30 protein-coding genes are annotated in these 25,832 nt (G+C 38.9%); 20 read left to right on the top strand and 10 right to left on the bottom strand.

What is annotated here, in order from left to right:
- Positions 1-249: 249 nt before the first annotated feature.
- The 5 genes from V7L12_RS30300 (at position 250) to V7L12_RS30320 (ending at position 4,775) form a co-directional block, all read left to right on the top strand.
- On the top strand, positions 250-1,131 hold the full coding sequence (locus V7L12_RS30300) for an AAA family ATPase (protein ID WP_335090060.1): 882 nt from the start codon (positions 250-252) through the stop codon (positions 1,129-1,131).
- Positions 1,132-1,166: 35 nt separating this feature from the next.
- The gene (locus tag V7L12_RS30305; RefSeq protein ID WP_335090062.1) at positions 1,167-2,306 is read left to right on the top strand and encodes a homocitrate synthase; all 1,140 of its coding nucleotides are present in this window, start codon (positions 1,167-1,169) and stop codon (positions 2,304-2,306) included.
- Between the two features lie 339 nt (positions 2,307-2,645).
- A complete protein-coding gene (locus tag V7L12_RS30310) occupies positions 2,646-3,134 on the top strand; it encodes an ankyrin repeat domain-containing protein (RefSeq protein ID WP_335090064.1) in 489 nt (162 codons plus the stop codon).
- Positions 3,097-4,383, top strand: coding sequence for a SagB/ThcOx family dehydrogenase (locus V7L12_RS30315; protein WP_335090066.1), 1,287 nt, complete (start codon positions 3,097-3,099; stop codon positions 4,381-4,383). The genes V7L12_RS30310 and V7L12_RS30315 overlap by 38 nt, the downstream gene beginning before the upstream one ends.
- A 17-nt stretch (positions 4,384-4,400) precedes the next feature.
- A complete protein-coding gene (locus V7L12_RS30320; RefSeq protein WP_334928189.1) occupies positions 4,401-4,775 on the top strand; it encodes a hypothetical protein in 375 nt (124 codons plus the stop codon).
- A gap of 25 nt (positions 4,776-4,800) precedes the next feature.
- Here V7L12_RS30320 and V7L12_RS30325 read toward each other — a convergent pair whose 3' ends face one another.
- Positions 4,801-5,271 carry a hydrogenase maturation protease gene (locus V7L12_RS30325; RefSeq protein WP_335090068.1) on the bottom strand — a complete coding sequence of 157 codons (471 nt, stop codon included), beginning with the start codon at positions 5,269-5,271 and terminating at the stop codon, positions 4,801-4,803.
- Between the two features lie 193 nt (positions 5,272-5,464).
- Entirely contained in the window at positions 5,465-5,887 is a 423-nt protein-coding gene (locus V7L12_RS30330; protein ID WP_335090070.1) for a hypothetical protein, read from the bottom strand.
- 285 nt (positions 5,888-6,172) lie between these two features.
- Between V7L12_RS30330 and V7L12_RS30335 the strand changes: the two genes are divergently transcribed.
- The 3 genes from V7L12_RS30335 (at position 6,173) to V7L12_RS30345 (ending at position 7,269) form a co-directional block, all read left to right on the top strand.
- Complete coding sequence (locus tag V7L12_RS30335) at positions 6,173-6,841, top strand: DUF1294 domain-containing protein (protein ID WP_335090072.1); 669 nt, start codon at positions 6,173-6,175, stop codon at positions 6,839-6,841.
- 119 nt (positions 6,842-6,960) lie between these two features.
- Positions 6,961-7,170 (top strand): type II toxin-antitoxin system HicB family antitoxin, encoded by a 210-nt coding sequence (locus V7L12_RS30340; protein WP_335090074.1) that lies wholly within the window; start codon positions 6,961-6,963, stop codon positions 7,168-7,170.
- A gap of 3 nt (positions 7,171-7,173) precedes the next feature.
- Positions 7,174-7,269: a type II toxin-antitoxin system HicA family toxin gene (locus V7L12_RS30345; RefSeq protein WP_335090075.1), complete on the top strand. Its 96-nt coding sequence runs from the start codon at positions 7,174-7,176 to the stop codon at positions 7,267-7,269.
- A gap of 166 nt (positions 7,270-7,435) precedes the next feature.
- Here the strand turns inward: V7L12_RS30345 and V7L12_RS30350 are convergent, their stop codons facing one another.
- Both V7L12_RS30350 and V7L12_RS30355 read right to left on the bottom strand, forming a co-directional pair.
- Positions 7,436-7,834 (bottom strand): type II toxin-antitoxin system VapC family toxin, encoded by a 399-nt coding sequence (locus V7L12_RS30350; RefSeq protein WP_335090077.1) that lies wholly within the window; start codon positions 7,832-7,834, stop codon positions 7,436-7,438.
- On the bottom strand, positions 7,831-8,076 hold the full coding sequence (locus tag V7L12_RS30355; protein WP_335090078.1) for a type II toxin-antitoxin system Phd/YefM family antitoxin: 246 nt from the start codon (positions 8,074-8,076) through the stop codon (positions 7,831-7,833). Before V7L12_RS30355 ends, V7L12_RS30350 begins: the two co-directional genes overlap by 4 nt.
- Before the next feature lie 393 nt (positions 8,077-8,469).
- Here V7L12_RS30355 and V7L12_RS30360 point away from each other — a divergent pair, with 393 nt between their 5' ends.
- Positions 8,470-9,483, top strand: coding sequence for a hypothetical protein (locus V7L12_RS30360; RefSeq protein ID WP_335090080.1), 1,014 nt, complete (start codon positions 8,470-8,472; stop codon positions 9,481-9,483).
- On the opposite strand, the gene V7L12_RS30365 is transcribed toward V7L12_RS30360, so the two are convergent.
- From V7L12_RS30365 to V7L12_RS30385, 5 genes are all read right to left on the bottom strand, one after another.
- Positions 9,458-9,760 carry an antitoxin family protein gene (locus V7L12_RS30365; protein ID WP_335090124.1) on the bottom strand — a complete coding sequence of 101 codons (303 nt, stop codon included), beginning with the start codon at positions 9,758-9,760 and terminating at the stop codon, positions 9,458-9,460. The genes V7L12_RS30360 and V7L12_RS30365 overlap by 26 nt on opposite strands.
- Positions 9,761-9,987: 227 nt before the next feature.
- Positions 9,988-11,583, bottom strand: coding sequence for a nickel-dependent hydrogenase large subunit (locus V7L12_RS30370; protein ID WP_334822811.1), 1,596 nt, complete (start codon positions 11,581-11,583; stop codon positions 9,988-9,990).
- A 94-nt stretch (positions 11,584-11,677) separates the two neighbouring features.
- On the bottom strand, positions 11,678-12,640 hold the full coding sequence (locus V7L12_RS30375) for a hydrogenase small subunit (protein ID WP_334822809.1): 963 nt from the start codon (positions 12,638-12,640) through the stop codon (positions 11,678-11,680).
- A gap of 440 nt (positions 12,641-13,080) precedes the next feature.
- Positions 13,081-13,278: a hypothetical protein gene (locus V7L12_RS30380; RefSeq protein ID WP_335090082.1), complete on the bottom strand. Its 198-nt coding sequence runs from the start codon at positions 13,276-13,278 to the stop codon at positions 13,081-13,083.
- 20 nt (positions 13,279-13,298) lie between these two features.
- Complete coding sequence (locus tag V7L12_RS30385) at positions 13,299-14,138, bottom strand: Rpn family recombination-promoting nuclease/putative transposase (RefSeq protein ID WP_335090084.1); 840 nt, start codon at positions 14,136-14,138, stop codon at positions 13,299-13,301.
- 457 nt (positions 14,139-14,595) lie between these two features.
- On the opposite strand from V7L12_RS30385, the gene V7L12_RS30390 reads away from it, so the two are divergent.
- From V7L12_RS30390 to V7L12_RS30405, 4 genes are all read left to right on the top strand, one after another.
- Entirely contained in the window at positions 14,596-15,570 is a 975-nt protein-coding gene (locus V7L12_RS30390; RefSeq protein ID WP_335090126.1) for a hypothetical protein, read from the top strand.
- A 99-nt stretch (positions 15,571-15,669) separates the two neighbouring features.
- Positions 15,670-15,936, top strand: a complete 267-nt coding sequence (locus V7L12_RS30395; protein ID WP_335090086.1) for a hypothetical protein — start codon at positions 15,670-15,672, stop codon at positions 15,934-15,936.
- An 8-nt stretch (positions 15,937-15,944) separates the two neighbouring features.
- Positions 15,945-16,169: a hypothetical protein gene (locus V7L12_RS30400; RefSeq protein WP_335090087.1), complete on the top strand. Its 225-nt coding sequence runs from the start codon at positions 15,945-15,947 to the stop codon at positions 16,167-16,169.
- Positions 16,170-16,280: 111 nt separating this feature from the next.
- Positions 16,281-17,126, top strand: coding sequence for a NifU family protein (locus V7L12_RS30405; protein ID WP_335090089.1), 846 nt, complete (start codon positions 16,281-16,283; stop codon positions 17,124-17,126).
- A gap of 162 nt (positions 17,127-17,288) precedes the next feature.
- Here V7L12_RS30405 and V7L12_RS30410 read toward each other — a convergent pair whose 3' ends face one another.
- Positions 17,289-17,510 (bottom strand): hypothetical protein, encoded by a 222-nt coding sequence (locus V7L12_RS30410; protein ID WP_335090091.1) that lies wholly within the window; start codon positions 17,508-17,510, stop codon positions 17,289-17,291.
- A 208-nt stretch (positions 17,511-17,718) separates the two neighbouring features.
- On the opposite strand from V7L12_RS30410, the gene V7L12_RS30415 reads away from it, so the two are divergent.
- The 7 genes from V7L12_RS30415 (at position 17,719) to hypB (ending at position 25,533) form a co-directional block, all read left to right on the top strand.
- A complete protein-coding gene (locus tag V7L12_RS30415; RefSeq protein WP_335090092.1) occupies positions 17,719-18,933 on the top strand; it encodes a hypothetical protein in 1,215 nt (404 codons plus the stop codon).
- A gap of 170 nt (positions 18,934-19,103) precedes the next feature.
- A complete protein-coding gene (gene hypF, locus V7L12_RS30420) occupies positions 19,104-21,452 on the top strand; it encodes a carbamoyltransferase HypF (protein ID WP_335090094.1) in 2,349 nt (782 codons plus the stop codon).
- A 65-nt stretch (positions 21,453-21,517) separates the two neighbouring features.
- Positions 21,518-21,778, top strand: coding sequence for a HypC/HybG/HupF family hydrogenase formation chaperone (locus V7L12_RS30425; protein ID WP_292861603.1), 261 nt, complete (start codon positions 21,518-21,520; stop codon positions 21,776-21,778).
- Positions 21,779-21,915: 137 nt separating this feature from the next.
- Entirely contained in the window at positions 21,916-23,094 is a 1,179-nt protein-coding gene (hypD, locus tag V7L12_RS30430; RefSeq protein ID WP_335090097.1) for a hydrogenase formation protein HypD, read from the top strand.
- A 161-nt stretch (positions 23,095-23,255) separates the two neighbouring features.
- Positions 23,256-24,359 (top strand): hydrogenase expression/formation protein HypE, encoded by a 1,104-nt coding sequence (gene hypE / locus V7L12_RS30435; RefSeq protein WP_335090099.1) that lies wholly within the window; start codon positions 23,256-23,258, stop codon positions 24,357-24,359.
- Between the two features lie 20 nt (positions 24,360-24,379).
- On the top strand, positions 24,380-24,721 hold the full coding sequence (gene hypA / locus V7L12_RS30440) for a hydrogenase maturation nickel metallochaperone HypA (RefSeq protein WP_335090101.1): 342 nt from the start codon (positions 24,380-24,382) through the stop codon (positions 24,719-24,721).
- Positions 24,712-25,533: a hydrogenase nickel incorporation protein HypB gene (gene hypB / locus V7L12_RS30445; protein WP_335090103.1), complete on the top strand. Its 822-nt coding sequence runs from the start codon at positions 24,712-24,714 to the stop codon at positions 25,531-25,533. The genes hypA and hypB overlap by 10 nt, the downstream gene beginning before the upstream one ends.
- Positions 25,534-25,832 lie beyond the last annotated feature (299 nt).

Genomic DNA, 25,832 nt, shown 5'->3' on the forward strand with positions numbered 1-25,832 from the left:
CTTTATTTAAGATATCTTAATAATTTTTAAATAATTATCATTTACTTAACAGTAGCATCTCTGCTTGACAAGCATGACAAAAATGGGTAAGGCGGTCATTTGCTACAAAAAGTAAGATAAAAATTTAAAAAAACTAACTATTGATGGATATTATCATCAATTTAATATAGCTATTTATTTATGTATAACCACTGAGGTTATAAAACTTTTACGTACTTATAATAACTAGACTAAAAAGAGGTTCATATTGTGCATAATCGAGTTAATACAACAAGGCAAAATCTATTTTTTGAACACTTAAGTCCAAGTGTAGGTGTAGGATTTCCTGTTCCTAAAGACTGGTTGCCAATAACAAGTTTTCCTTTACTAATCATAGTAGGTATGACTGGCGTGGGAAAAAGCACAATCACAAAAGCTTTGGTTGAAGAAGGCTTGGATTTCACACTTTTACCTAATCGTCGTATTTTAACCGAACGCGTAATAATTGCGCCAATGTTAAAAATGCAAGAGAAACTCGTGCAATCGCATTGCCGGATTAAACGCCTAACTTATACTCGTCTTTATCGAGAATACTTCCCTGGTGGAATGGGTCACATTTTAGCTTCGCTACACATCAATCCACAAGAAGTCAACTCTATGTTAGTTTTCGATAGTTTACGTGGTGAAAATGAGGTTTGCTATGCAGCTAAAGCTTTAAAAAATGCTAAATTTGTAATGTTGACTGCACCAAATACAATGCGTTTAGAAAGACTTTTGAAACGTCATGATTCTTTTGATTGGATTGCTAGTCAAGAGTTAGATGATAATAGGCAAACTATCCCAGAAGCACTGACCAACTTTGCTAGTTTGGGCGTACCAGAGGCTTCTGTTTATTTTACTCCTAAAGAAGAACAAGAAATCTTAGAACTTGTAGGTAAACAAGTTGTCACAGATGTAGAATTGCGGGACAAACTAAAAATATTTGTCGAAGAGAGTCAAAACTATGATTCAGTTCCTACGAAACAGATTTTAGAAGCGATGGATACAAGCGATCGCTCTCTTATAATTGATACCATAGCCAGTCCCCAAGAATCAGCCAAAGCAATTATTTCTCGATTATGCAAATCTGTTAATATAAAAACTAATAAATGAATATTCTTAGTAGGAATTAGCACAAGGATTGGCCAATGTCGCTATCTGAATTTGCAATTGTAGAAAGTACTCTCCGTGAAGGTGAACAATTCGTCAAAGCCAATTTTTCTTCAAATGATAAAGTCGAAATTGCTGAGTCCCTTGCTGCATTTGGAGTGGAATATATAGAGTTAACGTCACCGATTGCTTCACCTCAGTCTAGACGAGACTGTGAACGATTGGCTCGGTTAGGCTTACCATCCAAAATATTAACTCACATTCGCTGTCACTTAGAAGATGCTAAAGTTGCTTTAGGAACAGGTGTAGCTGGGATTAATTTAACTATCGGTAGTTCTTCTTTGATGCGTCAGTTCAGTCATGGTAAAAATATTAATCAAATTATTGATTTAGCATCTGAAGTTTTAACTTTTATTCATCAACAAGCCCCTGATATTGAATTACGGTTTTCGGCTGAGGATTCGTCACGTACTTCCACAGGAGATTTAATCACAATTTACTCAGCAATTGATAAATTAGGATTTGTAAAACGCATAGGAATTGCTGATACAGTAGGAATTATTACGCCAATGCAAGTATTTGAATTAGTGAAGACTTTGCGACAGTTCACTAATTTAGATATTGAGTTTCACGGTCATAATGATACAGAATGTGCAAATGCTAACAGTTATACAGCACTGGAAGCGGGAGCAACTCATATTGACACTTGTGTTCTGGGCATTGGTGAACGCAATGGTATTACCTCACTAGCTGGATTCATCGCTAGGTTATATGCTACAAATCCAGAGCAGATTAAGTCTAAATATAACTTAGATCAACTTGGTTACTTGCATGAATTAGTTGCGAGGAAAGTTGGAATTTCTATTCCTTTTAACCACTGTGTTTTTGGAGAGAATGCGTTTAGTCATAAAGCTGGCATTCATACTAAGGCTATGCTTAATAACTCTGAGACTTATGAAGCTATTGATCCCCACAGTTTTGGTGTAACGCGCTCAATTTTAATTAATCATAAATTGGCTGGGAAACAGGCGGTTAATCATCGAGCTAATGAATTAGGACTTTCATTTAATTTATCCCAGCTTAAAGATATTACCCATAGGTTGAAAACTTTAGCTGATAAACAAAGTCTTAGTATCGAAGATGTAGACAATATTTTATATTCTTATCATTGCCAGTAAATTTAAAAATATACATTCTTACTGCTTAGATTCCTGACTTATTAAAGAAGTTGGTGATTCAAATCTACTTTTATAACATATCTGCTATTAACCTCTTTTATCAAACAAAAGTGTAAGAATTACTGCTTTTATATTATTTTTCAAGCTTTTTTAAGAAAAATATCAGGTGATCTTTATAAATAATTCATAATTTAAACTTATGAAATTGATAGCATATATGTAAGTTTAAATAATTTAGATAACATTTTTTAAATAATGGTGGGCATTGCTCACCATTCTGTTTGTCAAGCAAATTTATATTAGTAAATTGGCAGAAATAAAGTTAACTAAGGAATATCGATGAATCGAACTACCAGTCCAAATTTGAGTGAAGCAACAACCCAATGGCTAATAACAAAAAGCTATAATCCTAGCGATTTAAATCAGCCGGGTGAAAATGGCGATACAGCTTTAATGAAAGCGACAAGAGAAGGAGTTTATACAGTCGTCAAAGAACTAATTGATGCAGGTGCGGATATCAATGCTCAAAATAGCGATCGCAACAATGCTTTGTGGTTTGCTTGTTTTGGTAATCACTATGATTTAATTGATTTACTGCTGGCTCATAACATTAACATTAACAATCAAAATGATAACGGTGCAACTGTTTTAATGTACGCAGCATCAGCCGGAAAGATAGAAGTCGTCAAGTTACTTTTACAACATCATCCTAATTTATATTTAAAAAACTTAGACGATTATAAAGCCATAGATTTTGCTAGTAACGTAGAAGTCTTAAGGATACTTAAAAATGCCATTCAGTCAGATATCGGGCAAAGCCTATCATGACGCTACCAAGCATTCTTACTTATCGGTACAGCTCGCTCCAAATTATGTAGATGCTTCAACACAGCCATCTTCATTTAAAGTTTATCCCAAGTTTTATCGGAGAGTGAAATTAAATCTCAATAATCCTGTTCATGCTTTTATCTCATTAACCAGTGCGATAACCCTAGAAAAAGTATATAAAGATGGCCCTTATAAATTACGGGTGAATCCATCAGCAGGCGCTCTGTATCCTACAGAAGTTTACGTACAGGTTCGCGGTATTGAGGGAATAGTAAATGGTATATACCATCTAGAAGTTGAGAATAATTGTCTAACTCTCATCTATGAATTAATTGATGATGGGTTAGAGAGTTATATTATACCGGGTAAAAGTATCAACGGATTCATCTTTTTAGTTAGTTGTGTTTATTATAGGTCTAGCTGGAAATATCAAAACAGGAGCATGAGATATTGCTTCTTAGATAGCGGACACCATTTAGGTGCGATCGCAGCTTCAGCTTTTCTCCACAACCGAGATATACAACTAGTTTTTGACTTTGATAAACTCACTCTCAATTCGGATTTGGGATTTGAGAATAAAGAGTTTATCACTGCTTGTGCAGTGTCAGGAGAAGTACAAGACAAGAAAATCAGACACTTAAGGCTGAAAGTTCCTTTTGTCTGTGGTACTGATTATTTTGAAGCTAATCAATTTATCGAAGATGCCTATCAAGCAACTACTCTAGAAAAGAGTCGTCAGCAAAAATTAGAGTATCCTCAATTTGATTTTGAACAGGATAAATTTTATCAAACTGTTTGGGATAGACGTTCTATTAGACGTTTCCGGAAAGAGGCTATTTCTCAAGAAGATTATTTATATGTAGTGCAACAACTTCAGCAGTCAATACCGACAGAAAATTATGAGGAAATAGAAATTTACTCAGTGGTGCATCGGGTAGAGGGAATGACACCTGGGTTATATAGAGGTACACATCTGGTTAAAACGGGTAATTTTAGTGAAAAGACAGGTTACTTATGTATTAATCAGGCTATTGCAAGAGATAGCGCTGTAACTTTATTTTTTGTGTCAGATTATTTAAATTATCAAACTGCTATGCAAATAGCTGGGTTTCTCGGACAAAGACTTTATTTAACTAGTAATTATTTGGGAATTCAATGTAGTGGTATTGGTGCTTATTATGATGACGAAACCCAAGAATTATTAGAAACAAATAAAGATGTACTTTATGGAATGGTGATTGGAATATAAGCAGGAAGCTCAACAAGATGGCTAGAAAGATGTATTACTTCAATGGTGATGACTCACATCCAATACAACCGACATCGGCGGATATTATACTGCGGCAACAACTAGAGGATTCTATTAGCAGATACTTTTATGACGCGTGCGATCGCACAATTCAAAATTTACTATCTAATTGTCGGTGGTATGTTACAACCCATGCCAATGCTCTGACATTGGTAATTGAATGTCCCGATCAAGTTACTAATTGGCGTGTTTTACAAAAAATTGTGCCAATGGGGACATTGCTACATGGAATTGTTGACAGTGCGAAAATCCGTGTTTGTCCGCCAGAAAGTCAAGGCGTACCTTTTGAAATGAGGGTAGATGAACTTTCTGTTTATCGGGATTGGGCTTAAGAAAAGAGTTAGGAGTTAGAAATTTTTACTTATTATTCTGGCTGATAAGTGCAGCTACCTCTTCAAAAACCAAATCAGCAGAATATTTGATAGCAGGACTTAACTCCAGTCCAAAACCAAGATTTGCCGCCTCAATTAAATAAACTGTTATATCTTCGGGAAAGTCATTTTGAAAGATTTTCCGTCCGGCGGCTAAAGCATTATCCCAACGAAAATCGTGCAAGTTATAACTAGGTTCTGGCAAAGCTTCCAGTTCTTTTCCTGGAACTTTAAATACAGTACCCGGTTCAGAACCAGTTGAACTTGCATCAATAATTACTAATTGTTTACTACCTCTAGCTTGAAACATTACTTCCATCCCTGCGGTGCCACAATCATATACTTGCACATGAGGATGAGGGTTTTCAGCTAGATATTTTTGTAAGCGTTGGGCAATGATTACGCCTACTGCATCGTCATTGCGATTTAGATTGCCGCAACCAATAATAGTGAGCATGGAATAAGATTTAATTGTTTAAGCAGTTGCAAATTCTGTTAAAGCGCGATCGCTTATTTGTCTACGGAACGATCGCAATTCAACAATTAACAGTAATTAAAGTTTGTAATCCAGGCAATCAGTAGTGACTGAAACAGAGGCTCTGACTAATAATACAGACAAAGCCTCTGAAAAATAATTTATCAGCAGGAAACTAGAATTCTACACCATGTTTCTTGGCAACTTCAGTCAGTTTATCATACTGATGTTGTGATGCTTGAGTTAATATCTCTTCAGCCTGTTCTTTAGTACTTCCTTCTTTAGGAATTAAATACTTGACATAAAGAGATACAAAATCAGCAGCGATCGCTAAACCAGATAAATCATGTTTGTCAGCTTCCTTACCAGCGATCGCAGCTACTAAACCAGCTTTAATTGGGTCTGGTTTAACTTTCATGAACTGCTCTACAAGTTTAGGAACGTAGTCTTCTGGCGGCAAATTATCTAACTTACTTTTATCAGGAGTAAAGTTACATTCTGCGGCTTTAGCCTGTTCTAAAACACACCATTCTATGTATTCTTGCAATGCTGCATCAGGAACGCGAGGGAGATAATTATGTAGCGCTAAATCAGACACAAGCTTACCGTGTAAATTTCTGTTTTGTCGGAGTGCATTAATGCAAGCCTAACCCACTATTTCTATAAGTTTTAGTGTGTTACGCTACGAGTTTTGAATATGAGGCATTAGGAATAGGGCATTGGGAATAGGTTATTTCTCCCTCATTTTCCCCACTCCTCACTCCCCGGTTAAAAGAGTTGGTGGTGCGATGTCTCCGACGGGCTATGCCTACGTATTTTTGGTGTTGTCTATTTGTGTAGACAAGGGCACACTATAAGACAGGTATAAATATATGATTTGTTCATGAAACCTACTTTACACAAAGGCCAATTAATCAGATGGAAGGACGATCGCGGGTTTGGTTTCATACAACCGCATGATGGTAGTCAAGAAGTCTTTTTACACATTACGGCATTGAAAGACGTTAACCGTCGTCCCCAAGTTGGTGATTTCATTTGTTATCAATTAACAGCTAGTAAAGATGGCAAAGTGCGGGCTTGTAATGCTTCTATCGAAGAAGTTAAATCAAAATCCTTATCTTCTACTGCACCAAAGAAGTCTATATCCAGAACTGTAGACAAATCTTTATCATTAGCATTAAATACATTACTTCTATCTTTACTACCTGGGTTAGGTTCAATCCACCTTGCACTAACATCTGGCAACCTAATTCCGCTAATTCTTTATCCTGTCATGAGTTTCATTACCTTTAGGCTATATGCCGATGATAAGTCTCGCGCACAACAAGGACGATGGAGAAGGCAAGAAAATACTTTGCATCTGTGCGAATTTATGGGTGGTTGGTTAGGTGCATTTGTTGCTCAACAGAGGCTACGTCACAAAAGCAGCAAAGTTTCTTATCAAGTTGTATTTTGGGTAATAGCAATTCTTCACATTGTATTTTGGTTGGATTGGCTATTTTTTGGTAGAGCGTTGATAAATCTGTTTTTTGCTATTGCTTCTAGGGGGTAAGTAAGTTTAGTCTGATTGTGATAATGGTACAAAGGCGATGTCTATGACGGGTTACGTCTACGCTCAGGTAGATGACCAATCCTGTAAGCTGTAAAGTGAGCCTTGTCTATGATTGTGATATGAAAACTTTTACTGCGATCGCTGAAAGAGATCCTGATACTAAGTTCTATGTTGGGTATGTCCCTGGCTTTCCTGGAGCGCATTCTCAAGCTGAAACCTTGGATGAATTGCAGGAAAATTTGCGTGAAGTTATTGAAATACTTCTAGAGGACGAGTATCTGGTATTCGAGACAGAGTTTGTAGGTATACAACAGATTGTGGTTCAGTAGACCATGAGTAATATTCCTGTTCTGAAACCACAAGAAGTTGTACGAATATTGGAGAGCCTTGGGTTTGTGGAGGTACGTCAGAAGGGGTCACACAAATAGTTTCGACACGAAGATGGACAAGGAACAACATGTCCCATTTCACAAAGGGCGTCACATCTCACCAAGGTTGCTAGGGCAGATTGCGAGTGATATTGGTTTGACGATTGAAGAAATGCTGGAGTGGCGATGAGGTTTAACACTTAACCAGAAATCAAATGTTAAAATCTCACGATTTGGCTGCCCAAAGTAGCGAAATGTCGTACTGATTAAACATTGAATCGGCACTCACAAGCGTCATATCTTCTATCTGAGCCTGTGCAATCAACATTCTGTCAAAAGGATCTCGGTGATGCAAAGGTAAAGCAGCCGCTTGTAAAGCATGAGAAGCTGTAATTTCTAGCGAGCGCATTGCTAATACCATCATCCGACTAGAAATATAACTGTCTAGGGGGTCTGCCAGTGGTAACTTTCCGATCGCAACTTTTATCCCCATTTCCCAAATACTGGCAACTGAGAGCCACAATTCATTGGTTTCATCAGCAATATGGGCGATTGCTGCTTCATTCAAAAGCTCTGGTTGGGTAAACCACCATAACCAGCACTGCATATCTAGCAAAAGTTTCACTCTTGACTGCCCTCAAATGCTGCCAAAATTTCTTCTGGTAAAGGGGCATTGAAATCATCTGGCACTACAAAACGCCCTTTATCTTGCCCTAAACTATTGAGTCGATTTGATGAGGAGCGAAACGGAACCAACTTGGCGATCGGAATACCTCGGTTGGAAATAATAATTTCTTCTCCAAGTTCTACGCGTGACAACAGCTTTGAGAGATTCGTTTTAGCTTGATGAATATTTACAGTTTCCATAAGATTAAACTAAGTCTGTAAACTAAGTTTAGTTTTTTTGTGATCGTGGTGCAAGAGCGATCGCTTCTTTGGTGGTATATACAGTAACTATCATTCTTGAATAGAGCGATCGCAAGGTTGGTGTGCTTATTTAGTCAAGTAAACGTGCTTTTTGTGGTTCGTTCATCGTCAATCGGCAAAACTAAGTATTTACACTTAATTAATTTCAAACACCTAATTTTTAGTTCTAACAACAGGCAAACAACGCCGTGGAGCGGATAACCCAGCAACCTTTCTGTTCATTTATTTTACAGATATCTGCCATTGGTAAGCTGTGCTATTAGGCTGTAATGTAGACATTTAAAAATTATAAAAGTTATAATTTTGACTCTATATACTGCAAAATTTACTGTCATGAATGACTCTCAAACCTCTGAAAATTCAAGTATTGTTCCACAACAGACTGGATCAAATATGTCCCTTGATGATTTTAGGTCTCTCTTTTTTCAACTTAATGCAAAGCCTGATACAGAGATCCGTTTACTTCCAGGTAAAAAGACTTTGGAACTAGGGGATATCATAAATATCAATGAACAAATACAAGCTAAACTCAGGAATCATGATCTAACCGCAAGTATTGGATCAATTAATTTCATTCTCTCAAATAAAAAAATTAAGGACTACTCTACTTGGGTTGAATTTGAAAGAGAGAATTGGAACACTATTAATGAAAGAATTCAAACGGTTACGATCCACTGGGATTTTGTAATTAAATTACCGGGCTATCAGATTCCTCAAAGACATTCTATAAAGTTAAGGCTTGGTAATTATATTCCACCTAAAGATATGTTTCAGCTAATTCTTACAAGTGATAATATTCAGGAGTTAATAGAGGCGCGATCTTCTAGTATCTGTAAAGTTGATTTTGTCAATAATATTATTGCAATCGAATTATTGAATGTCGTGAGCAATTGGTATGAGGGTTTGAGAGATTCTCCTGAATCTAGCTTTGTTCATAGGTTTTTCAAAAAGCAAGGGAAGTTCTTAAGCGAGATTATTCGTTACGCATCGCCTATCGTGCTTTTAATAATTGTATGCCAATACTCAAATTACTTGTTTACTATTTTAGGAATCAAAGAAGAAATCTCAGTTGAAACACTACAAAATATTTTCATATTTCTGGCAGCAATTTTTCTAATTGGGTTATTTTTGGGATTTAAAATTGAAAATTTTATATATAAACGAGTAAATAAATTTGAGGAGTATCCAAGCTTTTCTATTACACGAGGAGATGAAAAAGCTCTAGAGGAGTTTGAAAATAATAATAAAAAATTGACTAAACAAATTGTTGGCAGAATTACTTGGATAGTATTCAGTATATTAGTTTCTTCATCTTTGAAATTCATAATACGTTACATGAACTCTTGAGACAATAGTCTTTGATATTGTGAAACCTAACACTGCGGTACACCGTTACTGCACTATACACCGGATAAAGAATAGTGTCATGATCTCCACCAGAAAATTTATCATTGCTAACTTCTAAGGGCATGGTTGCAATTTCTGCCAGAATCTCTCTAGAAGTTTTGTGCTTAGGTTTAGCCTCATCTGAAATCACAGTGACTTCAACACGAGTTCCTTCGGCTAATAGAATCGGCTGTGATAGCCTAATTACCTTTTGTTCATAAACAGCTTCTATAGTTATAAGTCAGAAACTTTTCCCTCATGCCCTTACTATTTGTAATCATGGCATAATATCTAATACGGTAAAAAAACACAGCTAATGACTAACTGAAAAATAATTAGCCATTAGCTATTAGTAATTAAGGCGTTGCATAAATGCGGGATGAATCGGCGGTTAAAACCATTGAGAATTCGTTCTAAATTGGGCAAAATCATCCCATGATTCAGCAACGCCGTAATTAACATCCTCTAAGCAGTCCGAAAACGTGCCAACTCCTCACCCGTCTTAGCATCATGGGCGTGAACTGTACACACCAAACAAGAATCAAACGATCGCGCCACATGACCAACTTCCACCGGATCGCTAGAATCGTAAATGGGTGTGCCAATTAAAGCTTCTTCAATAGGGCCGCGGATTCCTTCACCGTCACGAGGGCCGATATTCCAAGTACCAGGGGCAATGACTTGGTAATTCTTAATCTTACCGCCCTCCACTTCTACCCAGTGACTCAAGGAACCGCGTGCTGCTTCCGTTGCACCCCAACCCTTGCCATCTTTTTCTGTGGGTTTGATATACCAAGGGTCGTTTAATTTGAATTCGCGTAAACAGTGTTCAGCTTGACGATATAACTTGACAAGTTCGTGAACTCGTGCTAGCTGACGCACATGAATACTAGCACCACCCATTCGTTTGAAGACATCGAGGATAAATCCGTCGTAGTGCTGCCAAGATTCGCCATGTTTACCACCAGCTACTAATTGCCGCGCTAACGGGCCAGTTTCCAAACGTCCAAAGTCTTTGTGCAGGACTGCACTCGACCAAGAGTAGGCGTTATCGAAGTCTTTTGTATTGATTGCAGTGGGTTTAGTGGTGCGATCGCTTGGGTGAATATCTGCTGTGCCTTCATCGTACCAGGAGTGAGTTGTATTCTCGCGGGTAAATGACTGATCCATTAAGGTGTGAGTGTGTGTGAAACTGTCGTACACTCCACTTTTCATGATCATCGCCGCATTTCGTCCTTCAATAGTCGGCTTTTGGTATTTATCTTCATGGGCTAAATATCCCCAAGTGACATATTTACCAACACCAGCACCATATCTATCTAGACCGATATCTAAACCCATGCGCCAATAAAAACCTAAGTCGGAATCTCGATGATTTCGGTTTTCATCTAACCAGTCTCTGAAGTCCTCATAAGTCTCGATTTGTTCATAGCGTTCTAAAGAACAACCCAACCACACTGGTTCTAACCAATTGGTGCGGAAATATTCGAGAAGCGCCCAAGCACGGGTAATATCTGTAAGAGTGGGGGCGCACATTACACCACCAGGAACCATGTAGCTAGAATGAGGCCATTGTCCGCCTAATAGTGCATAAATTTCTACAGGTTTAGCGGAAATTGTTATACCTAGTTCATAAGATTTGCCTGTGAAAGCAGCAAAACGTCTAACAGCTTCCTCATAAAAGCGACTATGGCGGTATTTTTTATTGGTTAAATCAATGGCAAACAAACCATAAAAATAGCGGGGGATGCTTTGGATTGTTTCAACAATTTGACCAAGATTTCTCGCCAAAATTGCATTGCGGGGAACTTCTGTTTCCCAAGCTGTATCTAATGCCCAAGATGCACAAGTCAGGTGAGAACCGCCGCAAATGCCGCAAATGCGAGGTGTCACAATTAATCCGGCTTGGGGGTCTTTACCGCGGAGGATAACTTCAAATCCTCGGAAAAGTTCGGCATGTGTCCAGGCGTTGACTACCCGTCCATTCTCAATGTCAACTCGGACATCTAAATCGCCTTCAACTCTACCGACGGGCGAAATGTCTAGTGATTGAATTCCCATTTGTTATTTGTCCTTTGTCATTGGTCATTTGTCATTGGTCATTGGTCATTGGTCATTGGTTTTTCACAAATGACAAAGGACTAATGACTAATGACTAAACTGTAAAAAAGTCTTCTTCTGCCCAAGATGGTGCTGCATCTTTGGCGATCATTGTGAGTAAGGCGTAGTCTTTTTTGTTTACCCCTGTTGGTAATTCTTTGGGAACGCCCATGACTGTTTGGGTTTTAAATACGGTTCCCGGTTTCAAGTCAAAGAAGGGAAATTCCGGTTCGGTACAACCTAAACAAGGCATTCCGGCGCGGGTTTTGGAAGAGACGCGGTTCCATAAGATGCGGTTGCAAGAGGAATGAGTCATGGGGCCGCGACAACCTAAGTCATAGAATAAGCATCCTTTACGCTGACCAAATTCGGCGGTTGAGGCTTTGTAGGCAAAGTGGACGTTGCGGGTACAACCTGTTTGAGTATAGGTGTTGAAGAAGGTTTGGGGACGATTTAGTTCGTCGAAAGCAATGTCTGCTATGCGTCCAGTAGCGATCGCAACTAATATCTGCGTAATCCAGTCGGGATGGGCGGGACATCCAGGTATATTAATTACAGGTAATCCGGCTTGAGACAGAAAGTCTTTACCTAAAAAGCCGCCTTCTTGACGCTTGAGAAATTGCAAACCTTCCGACTCGCTGGGGTTGGGTGACATGGCAGGAATTCCTCCCCATGTAGCACAGTCTCCCACGGCAACGATAAATTGAGCAACTTTGGCGAGGTCTGCTAACCAATCTTTCATGGCGCGATCGGCAAAGCGATTCCATTCGCCTGTGCCGTTGGGAGCATTGACAACACTGCCTTCAAATACCAAGATATCTAAGGGAATTGTCCCAGAAATGCAATCCCGCAGCATTGTTTGCAAGTTGTTCCCTAGTTCCAATCCCAAAGAGGGATGCCAAAGCAAATTGATGCCAAAGTCGGCAATTAAATCGCAGACTGTCGGTTCTTCGGCGTTGAGAAATGACATGGTGTTACCCGAACAAGCACCACCCTGTAGCCATAGTACGTTAGTCATCGGCTATGCGTTTTTCTATTGTTTCCCATGCATGATGTAGGTGATAATGCTTGTAAAGTCTCACCTGCTTATCAATATTTATTTTTCAATTTTAAGATATTTTTTTATTTAATTCACTTTCATTAAAAAAAAATTAATCATTAACAATAGCTAAAAATTGGACGAGATTATTTTAAATTATTATGTTTGTTATACTCGTAACAGATTTAGCAACTAAAAAACAGTAAAAACAAAATTATTATTTTTTACTTACTGGCATTAAATAACCTCGCGTACTGAATTAATTACTGCTAAAACTCTGTAATAATTACTGCTAGCTGTTAATTCGTGCGAAAGGATGAGTATTTTAAGCAGTCAGATTTTAATGCAATAACCGAGTCAAATTCAGCAAAATATTGGGGTGCAAAGTTTTGCACCCCGTCAGCTATATATCAGTCTTTTTAAGATTTTGGTTGTGCAGCTTGCCTAACAACTTGTTCGTCGAAGCCTAACGCTTGAGCTATCTGCTCAATACTCAACCCCAACCCTAATAACTGAGGTATCGCTTCTAACTTAGCTTCTTGTCTGCCTTCTTGTTTACCTTCTGCAAAAATATCTTGGTAAAATCTAGTTTGCTTTAACTCATTTGATCCAAACATTTTTCCTATCTCCTGCTGTTTTAGGATTTCGATTGTGCAGCTTGCCTAACAACTTGTTCGTCCAAACCTAACGCTTGAGCTATCTGCTGAATACTTAAACCCAACCCTAATAACTGAGGTATCGTTTCTAACTTAGCTTCTTGTCTACCTTCTTGCCTACCTTCTTGTTTACCTTCTTGTCTACCTTCTTGCCTGCCTTCTTGTTTACCTTCTGCAAAAACATCTTGGTAAAATCTAGTTTGCTTTAACTCATTTGATCCAAACATTTTTCCGATCTCCTCCTGGCTCAATCGCGGCAACTTGTAGATTAATATCGTCTCTATCAATTGTATAATTTCCCTAATAGTAGCGACATCTAGAATTTGCTGTCGGGCACTGTTGACTATTTCTATAGCTCTTGTTGTCGCAGTTGATTCGGGTTCGATGATGAGTTTAACTGTTTCTATGCCGATTGATGATGCTTCAATTGAGCTTAATTCGTCAAGATAGACGCGAGTCACTCGTTGTGAGTTGAGTAATTCTGTATATCTTTCGGTATCTCCAGTATCAACGCTACGGTTGGGGAAGATGACAACACCACGCCAATTGTTAGTTAATTCGGTTTTGTCAAGATAGTTAAAAATTTCGGTAAATAAACGTGAGTATAACTTTTTGTCTGGTTGAAATTGCACTTCTGCAAAATAAATAGGTAGTGCTGCTGCATTTGGGAGGAAAACGCCATCGATTCTAAACGCCAGTTGTTTGACTTCGACTGAAGAAAATTGGTAAACACTAGCTAGTTGGGGCGGTTGGTTAATCAGTTCAAAGAAAGTGCTGGGGATACTCTGAAAGATCCGATAAAAAATACTGTCTGTTTTCAAGGTAGCTTGTTTTACAGTTGATGAACATATTTTACACTTCGACGATCCCGTGGCGAATCTTTGGAATATACAAAAATTAGCTGGTAAGATAGTGCATATATGGTATGTCAACAATTCAATAAATAATATTTGAATTGTGTCAAGTGATGATACAAAAAGTATTTTAAAAATATTAGGTGTTTAAAGCTGACATTAATATTAGCAATTTCCCCCTAGAATTTTAGAAATAGGGTGTTTTATATTTTAGGGATTGGGGACTAGGGATTGGGTACTGGGAAAACTCTTCCTTAATCCCTAGTTACTAATCCCTAGTTTCAGACAAAAAAGGGGAATTCCGCCTAAAGGACTCGAAGCCTGCGTAAATCAGTATGGCCCATGATGAAATGCGATCGCGTGTTTCGATAATTCATGGGTGTTAACAGACTCAATTCCCAATTGGCTAGAGTACGGCAGAGTTATGACCCCCAGCATTACAGATTCAGCGGTGAAGGCTGCGTTAGCAGCTGTTGCATCGGAGTCAGCCTCAGCAGAGGAAAAAATCCAAATGCTGATTGAGATCGCACAGGGTTTTCAAAAAAAGCCCAAAACTGCCCAAGACTTGCGAAATGCAGTTGGGTTATATTACCGGGCCTATGAAATGTGTGGTGAGGAGTATCCCCTACTAAAAGCCAGGGCGCAAGTGGGGATGGCAGGGACGTTACAAGCAATACCGGATGCTGATTACCAACTGTTGCTGCAAGCGAAAGTCGGTTATGAAGAGGCGTTACCGATTTTACAGCAATTGGCAACGCCTGAGGAAGTAGCAGAGACACAGATGAATTTTGGGCTGGTGTTGCAGTCACTAGTGCCATTCAATTTGGCACGGATAACTGACAGCATTCAGGCTTATCATGAGGCTTTGCGGGTGTTTACTTGGGAAGATTACCCCCAGGAATACGCGATTTTATATAACAATATTGCGATCGCTTACCTTTCTATGCCCCTAGCATCAGAACGGGAATACTTGCGTCAAGGGTTAGCTGTGCAATCATTTGAGGTAGCACTAAAGCATATTAATCTGATTGATCATCCTAGAGAATATGCGATGTTGCAAAACAACTTAGGTAATGCTTTGCAATATTTAGTGAGTTCTCATCCTGTGGAAAATAACTTACGGGCGATCGCAGCTTATGATGAAGCGCTAAAAGTGCGTAATCTCCAAGATACACCTTTAGAGTACGCTAACACAATTTCAAACAAAGCCAACGGCTTATTCAACTTACCCGACGACTCAGAAAAACCAGAACTTGGAAATCCTAAAAATCTCTCACAAGCACGTATTTACTATCAACAAGCTTTTGAAATCTTTACCCAAAATCAACAAATAGAACAAGCAGAGATAGTAGCCCAAGCCCTACAAGATATTGAAGCAGAAATAGTTAATAAGGAATAGGGCATTGGGAATTGGCTATTCTCCTTGCCCCCTTGTCTCCTTCATCCCCCTCATCTCCTTTATCCCCCCACTTCCCGAATTATCACGAGAAAAAACAGCATGAGAGATATCTTAACAAACCCTTCTCTGAGAGATTTTCTCACAAGTTTAGCAGATGGTGACTTAAACATAGTAACAGGATTAGTGTGGATAGTCATAGCAACAGCCTTGTCTATGGTCGGCGGTGCTATTGGTGGAATGCTGTTAGCTGGAAAAGATATCGGCTATCAGTTTTCAGCAATGCTTGGTGCATTATTTGCTCCTGCTGGTGTAATTCCTGGTATTTTTTTAGGGCTTGTAATCCTAAATTTATTGACAAACTATTAGGAGTAAATATGTTAGAAATTGGCTGGTTTTCTGCCAAGTTATTTTTCAAAGGAAAATTACTGCGCGATCCAATGTATTTTGTTAAGCGAACTGCTATTGCTACTGCTGTAGGTTCGTTACTACTAGTGTTGTTTGCACAAATCGACATTCCATTCTATTTACCAATAACATTATCTAGCCTAGTGACAGGTTTGATTATGCCATTTCTCCTCAAAGACTTCAAAATGAAATAATTTGTCATTGGTCATTTATGAATAACCAATGCCCCATGCCCAATGACTAATACTTCGACTTACCTCGGCTCCGCTCGGCACGAGTCGCTCAGTACAAGTGATTAATGACTAATGACAAACCTGGAAGAATTAGTTCGGGAAATTAACCGCTTTGAGGCAATTATATCCGAGTGGGATGAAAGCCACCGGTGTGTAGCAGTTGGTTTAAAAAGAGCAATTGAAGCTTTGCACAAAGCAGCATTGACTAGTTTAATCAAAAGCCTCAAGCAAGAATCAATGTCAGGTTTGCGTCATGCTGTGACTGATGAAGTAGTGTACGCAGTGCTGCTTTATCACGAACTAGTAAAACCACCAAAACCACCATTAGCACAGCGAATTCAAACAGCCCTTGAAGAAGTTCGCCCAGATTTAAAAAGCCATAATGGGGATGTAGAACTAGTGGCAATTAAGCCCCCAGATACAGTAGAAGTCAGATTAATAGGAACTTGCAGCAGTTGTCCGGCTTCTACTTTGACTTTATCTCAAGGAGTAGAACAAGCAATCAAAAACCATTGTCCCGAAATTACCAGAGTGGTTGCGGTCAATAATAACCTGGTTGTTAACAATGCAAGTTTTGGTTTAATTAGTCCATTTTCTTCAAAAATAACTTCTACTTGGATCAAAGTAGCAACTATTAAGCAAGTTCCTGAATTTAGTGTATTGGCAGTACAACTTGCTGGTAATTCCCTAATTTTACACCGTCAAGGTATTATAGTAAAATGTTACCGTAATGCTTGCACTCATCTAGGATCTGCCCTAGATAAGGGTAAGGTTGAAAATGGTATTATTACCTGTCCTTCCCACGGATTTCAGTACAAGTTAGAGACAGGTGAATGCTTAACAGCACCTGATGTTTCACTTCAGTCGTATCCAGTAAAAATTAAAGATGATAAGGTTTTTGTGAAACTGCAAAAATGATCGTGTAAAAGTAACATCTCAGCAAATATACTTGACGATTAGAAAATCACGGCTACTTTGCTTTTTCATTTCAGTAGTTCGCGCATTCATTTTAGTGTTTTGTGGAAGCAAAATGCCTGAATGTTTTCTCAATATACCTTAATTGTTTCTCATTTGTGCAATTCAATGATTCATTTTAGTGTTTTGAGCAAGCAAAATGCCTAAATGCTTTCTCAAAATGCTTGATTGCTTTCTCATTTCAGTAAATTTAGCAAGCAAAATGCCTAAATGCTTTCTCAAAATGCCTGATTGCTTTCTCATTTCAGTAAATTTAGCAAGCGTTTCGGTAGATTCAGCAAGCAAAATGCCCAAATGCTTTCTCAAAATGCTTGATTGCTTTCTCATTTCAGTACATCGCGCACTCATTACAAATATCGCTATGTAGCAAAAGCTACTTTAGGTTAACAATAGGTTTTTAAAATTGATTAAGACGAAAGTTGTTTAAAAGTTTTAACTTAATTTGAAATAAAAATATCAGGGAAAATTGTTACTGTTGTTACACGCTAATCAGCATTAATGCTTTTAAATAATTATCAGCGTCTATCTGCGGTTCATGGATATCCCAATCATAATTAATCCCACATTACAATTACCGCTAGAAGCAACAGAAATTTCTCAATATTTACCTCTATCACCTCAAGGTGCAGAGGTAATTTTAGGTAACATTATTGAACCACAACAATTAGTGATACCTGTAGCACCCAGCCCCACAACAATGTTTGGGCCTCGTGGTGTTTGTTTGTTATCAAAAACCGGCCCTTTATGGGTATCAGATACAGGACATCATCGATTATTAGGATGGAAAAAATTACCCACAACAGATAGTCAACCTGCTGATTGGATAATTGGACAACTTGACTTTTATCATGAAGGGCAAAATGCTAAAAGTACACCGGGAAGCGCAACCTTAAGTGTACCAACTGGAATTTGTGCTTGCGGTGAAGGGTTAGCTGTTGCAGATGCTTGGAATCATCGAGTGTTAATTTGGAAAAACTTACCAGAAGATAACAATGTTCCAGCAGATTTGGTATTAGGACAAGCTAATTTTATTAATAATGAACCAAATCGGGGAAGTCAACAAGCATCTGCCAGTACAATGCACTGGCCTTATGGTGTTTTCTATCATCAAGGACGGCTATTTATTGCTGATACAGGTAATCGAAGGGTATTAATTTGGCATCAATTACCAACAGAAAATGGTCAACCAGCTGATTTAGTTTTGGGACAACCAGATATGATATCTCGCAATGAAAACGGCGGTGCTTCTCCAACCGCAGCTAGTATGCGTTGGTGTCACGATATCACCTTTTGGGGAGAAAATCTGGTTGTCAGCGATGCAGGTAATCACCGGGTGATGATTTGGCAGGGAATACCAACAGAAAATAATGCCCCTTGTGCAGTGGTTTTAGGACAAAAAAGCTTTGATTTTGTGGAAATGAATCAAGGAGTTTATTATCCTAGTGCTAGTAGTTTGAGTATGCCTTATGGTGTCGGGGTGGCTGGGGACTGGTTATTAGTTGCAGATACTGCTAATTCCCGGTTGTTAGGATGGAGAAAGCCAGAATCAATTTTATCACTGCAAGGTGTAGTGGCAGATGGGTTAGCAGGACAAATAAATTTTCAAAGTAAAGGTGAAAATCGTAATTTCGGACTACCTAAACGAGATAGCTTAAATTGGTGTTACGGGATAAAAATTTGTGGTAATACAGCAGTGATAGCTGATTCTGGAAATAACAGAATTTTGCTGTGGCAGATTAATAATTCGTAATTCGTAATGACGCTCGTGACGCTCGTTCGCTCTTAGCGTCTCCCCTTGGGAGAAGACTCGCTAACGCTACGCTATCGCCCTTGGCGTCTCCCCTTCTCCCAAAGAGAGAGGACTCGCTAACGCTGCGCTAACGTAATTCGTAATTTGTAATTTTTGAAAATTGGATTTGTATGGCGACTGAAGAAATTAGAGTTCGCGGTACTGTTCAGGGAGTAGGATTTCGCCCTACTGTATATCGTCTGGCTAAAGCCTGCGGCTTACGTGGAGATGTTTGTAATGATGGACAAGGCGTATTAATTAGGGTATCTGGTAGTGAGAAAGCAATCACAGAATTTGTTGCCAGATTGCAAACAGAATGTCCACCGTTGGCAAGAATTAATCAACTAACTAGAACTCCTTATGAAGGTGAATTGAAATTTGATAATTTTGTGATTTCTACTAGTGTCAGTAATGCCATTAAAACAGAAATTACCCCTGATGCAGCCACTTGTTTGCAATGTCAACAAGAAATATTCGACCCCTTTAGCCGCTTTTATCGCTACCCCTTTACTAACTGTACTCATTGCGGCCCCCGCCTGAGTATTATTCGTGCCATTCCTTATGACAGATGCAATACCAGTATGTCTGCGTTTGCAATGTGTTCCGAATGTGGAAAGGAATACCACGATGTCGAAAACCGCCGTTTTCACGCCCAACCTGTAGCTTGTCATGTTTGTGGCCCCGTAGCTTGGTTAGAACGCGCCGATGGGAAATCGGTTACTGCTTCCATGTTTTCGATGTTGGATGATGTCGATGCTGTTTGTACCTTGTTGCAAAAAGGTGAGATTGTGGCAATTAAGGGGTTAGGTGGTATTCATCTAGCTTGCGATGCAACACAGGAAACCGTTGTACAAAAACTGCGCCAGCGAAAAAAGCGCTATCATAAACCTTTTGCTTTAATGGCGCGAGATATTGAAGTAATTGAACAATATTGTATTGTCAACGCCAAAGAAAAAGAATTATTAACAAGTTCTGCTGCACCAATTGTTTTATTACAGGCTTCAGATAAAAAACAATTAGCATCGTCAGTAGCATCAGGGCAAAATACTCTTGGTTTCATGCTACCTTATACGCCCTTGCATCATTTAATTCTGCGGCGGATGAATCGCCCAATTGTTTTAACAAGTGGCAATTTTGCTGATGAACCACAATGTATTGATAATGACGAAGTCAGGGAAAAATTAGGGACAATCGCTGATTATTTTCTCTTGCACAATCGAGAGATTATTAATCGGGTAGATGATTCGGTTGTGCGTGTTAGGGGTGATAAAGCTCAAACAATTCGCCGTGCTAGAGGATATGCACCAGCATCAATTAGTTTACCACTGGGATTTCACAAAGTACCGCAAATTTTAGCAATGGGCAGTGAGTTAAAAAATACCTTTTGCCTATTGCGTGAAGGAGAAGCAATTCTCTCTCAACATCTAGGAGATTTAGAAAATGCTGCCGCTTTCAACGCTTACCAAGAAAATTTAAATTTATACTTAAATTTATTTGAGCATCAACCAGAAGTAATCGCCATTGATAAACATCCTGAATATCTCTCAAGCAAACTTGGTAAAGAACTTGCAGACACAAATCAAATCAAAATTTATCCAATTCAACATCATCACGCTCATATCGCCGCTTGCATGGCAGAAAATGGTATTCCTTTAGATTCACCTCCAATATTAGGTATTGCTTTAGATGGTTTAGGTTACGGCGACGATGGTACACTTTGGGGTGGAGAATTTCTTTTAGCAGATTACCGAAAATTTAAACGACTAGCAACATTTAAACCAGTAGCAATGATTGGTGGCGAACAAGCAATTTATCAGCCTTGGCGTAATACTTATGCTCAATTAGTAGCTGCTAATCTTTGGGATGATTGCGAACAAAAGTATACTGATTTAGAAATATTTAAGTTTTTGAAAAACAAGCCAATTCAGCTACTCAATCAACTTATACAAAAAGGAATTAACTCTCCTCCAGCTTCTTCAGTGGGGCGATTGTTCGATGCAGTGGCGGCGGCTATCGGTATTTATAGAGATGAATGTAGCTATGAAGGACAAGCTGCGATCGCAATGGAAGCTATAGTAGATGTTAGCAGCTTAAATAATAATAAAGAAACGCTAATATATCCTTTTAGTTTTAGATTTTCAGATAGTATTTATTGTATAGACTCGCGCCTAATGTGGCTAGCCTTGCTCGATGACTTACAGCAGCAGATTCCACAACCAGTTATGGCTGCCAAATTTCACCAAGGTTTAGCGAATGCAATTGTGGAAATGGTTACGCATCTTTCTCAAGAAAATCTGATTTATCAGGTAGCCCTAACAGGAGGAGTATTTCAAAATTGTATATTGTTAGAGCAAGTTACCAAACGATTACAAACATTGGGAATCAAAGTACTTACTCACAGCTTAGTTCCAGCTAATGATGGCGGGTTATCTTTAGGACAAGCAGTGATTTCAGCCGCACAATTAATACATGAGTCTTGATAATTGACAAACTTTGTTTCACAAATAGCTTCCTCTACAGTTAGTTCATCTTTACAAATCAAAAAATGTGCTTAGGAATCCCCGGACAAATTATAGAAATTACCAACGTTAACCATAAATTAGCCATAGTTAACATTGGTGGTGTTAAGCGCGAAGTAAATATTGCTTGTATCGTAGATGAACAACATCCTCCCGAAGCTTGTATTGGGGATTGGGTGCTAGTGCATGTTGGCTTTGCGATGAATCGAATTAACGAACAAGAAGCGGCAGAAACATTACAACTATTCCAAGAATTAACAGCAGCAGAAGCAGGGATTAGTACGTGAAGAAAGTAGGAGGCAGGAGGTTTAAATCTAAATGAGGCAACTCTTGAAGACGCTGCGCCAACGCGATTTGTTAAAAAAACTCTCTACCACAAAAGCGAAATTAACAGATACATAAAACTTACTACTCCTCACTTTCTATGAAATATGTTGACGAATTCCGCGAACCGGAAAAAGCAGAAGCACTATACCGCGAAATCGCCAAATTATGCCATCGACTAGAAAAACCTATCAAAATAATGGAAGTATGTGGCGGACATACCCATTCTATTTTTAAATATGGTATCGAAGAAATTTTACCCCAAGCTATTGAACTAATTCATGGGCCTGGTTGTCCAGTATGCGTTATGCCAAAAGGGAGATTAGATGATGCGATCGCAATCTCTCAAAATCATAATGTCATTTTTGCCACCTTTGGCGACGCAATGCGAGTTCCCGGTTCCAAAACGAGTTTACTGCAAGCCAGGGCACAAGGTGCAGACATCCGTATGGTGTACTCTCCCTTAGATAGCCTGCAAATTGCCAGAGATAACCCCAACAAACAAGTAGTTTTCTTCGCTTTAGGCTTTGAAACCACAGCCCCCAGCACCGCCTTCACCATCCTGCAAGCAGCAGCCGAAGAAATTCCTAACTTTAGTATGTTTTCCAATCACGTCCTTGTGATTCCCGCCCTCAAAGCACTATTAGATAATCCTGACTTACAACTGGATGGATTTGTTGGGCCTGGCCATGTCAGCATGGTAATTGGCACTGACCCATATCAATTTATTTCCCAACAATATAATAAGCCAATAGTCGTTTCAGGATTTGAACCCTTAGATATTTTCCAATCGATTTGGATGCTATTGCAACAGCTAGTAGAAAATCGTTGTGAAGTCGAAAACCAATATAACCGAATTGTCCAAAAAAGCGGGAACACAGTAGCCCTACAAGCCATAAACAAAGTTTTTGCCATCCGAGATAGTTTTGATTGGCGTGGCTTAGGTGACATTCCCTATTCAGGATTAAAAATTAAACCTGAATATGCCCAATTTGATGCCGAACTGAAATTTACCTTTCCTAACCTCAAAGTAGCCGACCATAAAGCTTGTAAATGTGGAGAAATTCTCAAAGGAGTCTTAAAGCCTTGGGAGTGCAAAGTATTCGGTACAGCTTGCACACCAGAAACGCCAATCGGTACTTGTATGGTATCTTCCGAAGGTGCTTGTGCAGCCTATTACAAATACGGGCGACTCTCCACAATTGCCAAAAGAACAATCGCCCAAAAACCAAAAATAACTCAAGAACCCCTCCCTGCCTGCGGCTTCTCCTCAGACTAATAATACTCCGCGTACCTCTGCGCTTCCCTCTGCGACGGCAGTCGCTCATGGGGGAGACCCCCAGACGCTCGATGACTCGCTAACGCTGCGCTATCGCCCTTGGCGTCTCCCCTTGGGAGAAGACCGCGCTGCCTCTCCTTTGCTTTTAAAAAAAGTTTAATATGAATATTTTCCCCATAAACCCAATACAAAATCCCCTATTCCAAAAAATAGAAAAAATCCGCCGTCGCCAAACTAAAGTGCAAGACACTCATATAACTCTCGCACATGGCAGCGGTGGTAAAGCCATGCGTGATTTAATAGATGATATCTTTGTCAGCAATTTTGATAACCCAATTCTCTCACAACTAGAAGACCAGGCCAGCTTCAACTTAGCCCCTCTCCTGCAACAAGGAGACAGACTCGCATTTACAACAGATTCTTATGTTGTAGACCCCTTATTTTTTCCCGGTAGTGATATAGGAGAATTAGCTATAAACGGCACAGTTAATGATTTAGCTGTCAGTGGTGCTAAACCTTTATATCTAACTTGTAGCGTTATTTTAGAAGAAGGATTACCAGTAGAAACATTACGGCGTGTCGCAGCCAGTATGAAAGCAGCCGCAAAAGAAGCTGGTATTCAAGTTGTCACTGGTGACACAAAAGTTGTACATCGCGGTGCTGCCGATAAACTCTTTATTAATACTGCTGGTATTGGTATCATCCCGCAAGGAGTTAACATTTCTGCTCATAACATTAAACCTGGAGATGCAATAATAATTAATGGTGAAATAGGCAATCATGGGACAGCAATTTTAATTGCCCGTGGGGAATTAGCTTTAGAAACTAATATTGAAAGTGACTGTCAACCATTACATAGTTTAGTAGAAACTATTCTCCATGTATGTCCTCAAATTCATGCTATGCGAGATGCTACACGCGGTGGTTTAGCCACAGTACTAAATGAATTTGCCCTCAGTTCCGATGTGGGAATTCGTCTCTTTGAAGAATCTATCCCAGTGCGTGAAGAAGTCAACGGAGTTTGTGAAATTCTCGGTTTAGATCCATTATATTTAGCTAATGAAGGTAAGTTAGTTGTAGTAGTGGCAGCTAAATATGCAGAAATTGTTGTATCTGCCATGAAATCCCACCCCACAGGCAAAGATGCTTGTATTATTGGCGAAGTTATTTCTTCACCCCCAGGTATTGTACTTTTAAAAACAGTTTTTGGTGCTGAAAGGATTGTTGATATGTTAGTAGGCGACCAATTGCCACGAATTTGTTAATCTTTAATAGATTTTATAGTATGCACGAACTTGGAATTACCCAAAATATTGTGGCAATTGTGACTGAACACGCTAAAGGTGTAAAAGTGCAGCGAGTTTTATTAGAAATCGGCAAACTTTCAGCCATTATGCCCGACGCTATCCGATTTTGTTTTGATATTTGCACTCCAGGCACAGTTTTAGAAGGGGCGACATTAGAAATTTTGGAAATTCCCGGTTTAGCAAAATGTCACCAATGTGGTGCAGAAATTGCTCTAGATAAACCATTTGGTATCTGTAACTGTGGAAGTGTGCAATTAGATTTAATTACTGGTGAAGAACTTAAAATTAAAGAAATAGAAATAGAGGAATTATGTGTGTAACCTGCGGTTGTTCTGATGATAGTGAAACTAAAATTATCAATCTAGAAACAGGTGAAGCGGAGCATAACCATCATCATACTTTACCTGATGGTACTATCATCACTCATTCTCACAGTCATGATACTCATATAGAAGCGTCTCAAATTCATGCCAAAATACACAAGACAACGATATCCTTAGAAAAAGATATCTTGGCAAAGAATAATTTAATAGCAGCCCAAAATCGGGGCTGGTTCAAGGGTCGAAATATTCTCACCTTAAATTTAATGAGTTCTCCAGGTGCTGGGAAAACAACTCTTTTGACGCGAACCATCAATGATTTAAAGCATCAATTATCTATTAGTGTCATTGAAGGCGATCAAGAAACTGCTAATGATGCCAAAAAAATTAAAGAAACAGGTTCTAAAGTTATCCAAATCAATACCGGAACAGGCTGTCATCTAGATGCATCAATGATAGACAGGGGTTTACAACAACTGAATCCGCCACTTAATTCCGTTGTGATGATTGAAAATGTCGGAAATTTGGTTTGTCCAGCCTTATTTGATTTGGGAGAAAATGCAAAAGTCGTGATTCTCTCGGTTACGGAGGGAGAAGATAAGCCACTAAAATACCCGCATATATTCCGTGCTAGTGACATTATGATTCTCACTAAAATTGATTTGCTGCCTTATGTACAATTTGATTTGCAAAAGTGCATAGCTTATGCTAGAGAAGTAAATCCTCAAATTCAGATTTTTCAGCTTTCTGCAACTACTGGTGTAGGGTTAGATAATTGGTATAAATGGGTAACTGAAAAGCTGATAAAATGATTTATCAAGAACCTAATTAAACAGAATATCAACTAGTATACTCTTACGTAACTTTACCTCCATTTAACAAAAACACAGTCCAACTTTTAGTAAAAACTCTGCGCCCCTACCCTGCGGGAAGGCGAAGCGCCTATGCGCTTTCCTTTGCGTACTTACTCTGCGGGAAGGCGAAGCGCCTATGCGTTTCAAATAAAAGCTATCATCAATTACTCTATGGTTTCATGAAAACTAGAAGTACTTTTTAGTGAATTTGATTCAGTAAACTAGGAGATAATTTTGCTCAAAATTGTAACACCCTG

The organism is Nostoc sp. (assembly GCF_036918245.1).
In the GTDB taxonomy this organism is placed as follows: domain Bacteria; phylum Cyanobacteriota; class Cyanobacteriia; order Cyanobacteriales; family Nostocaceae; genus Nostoc.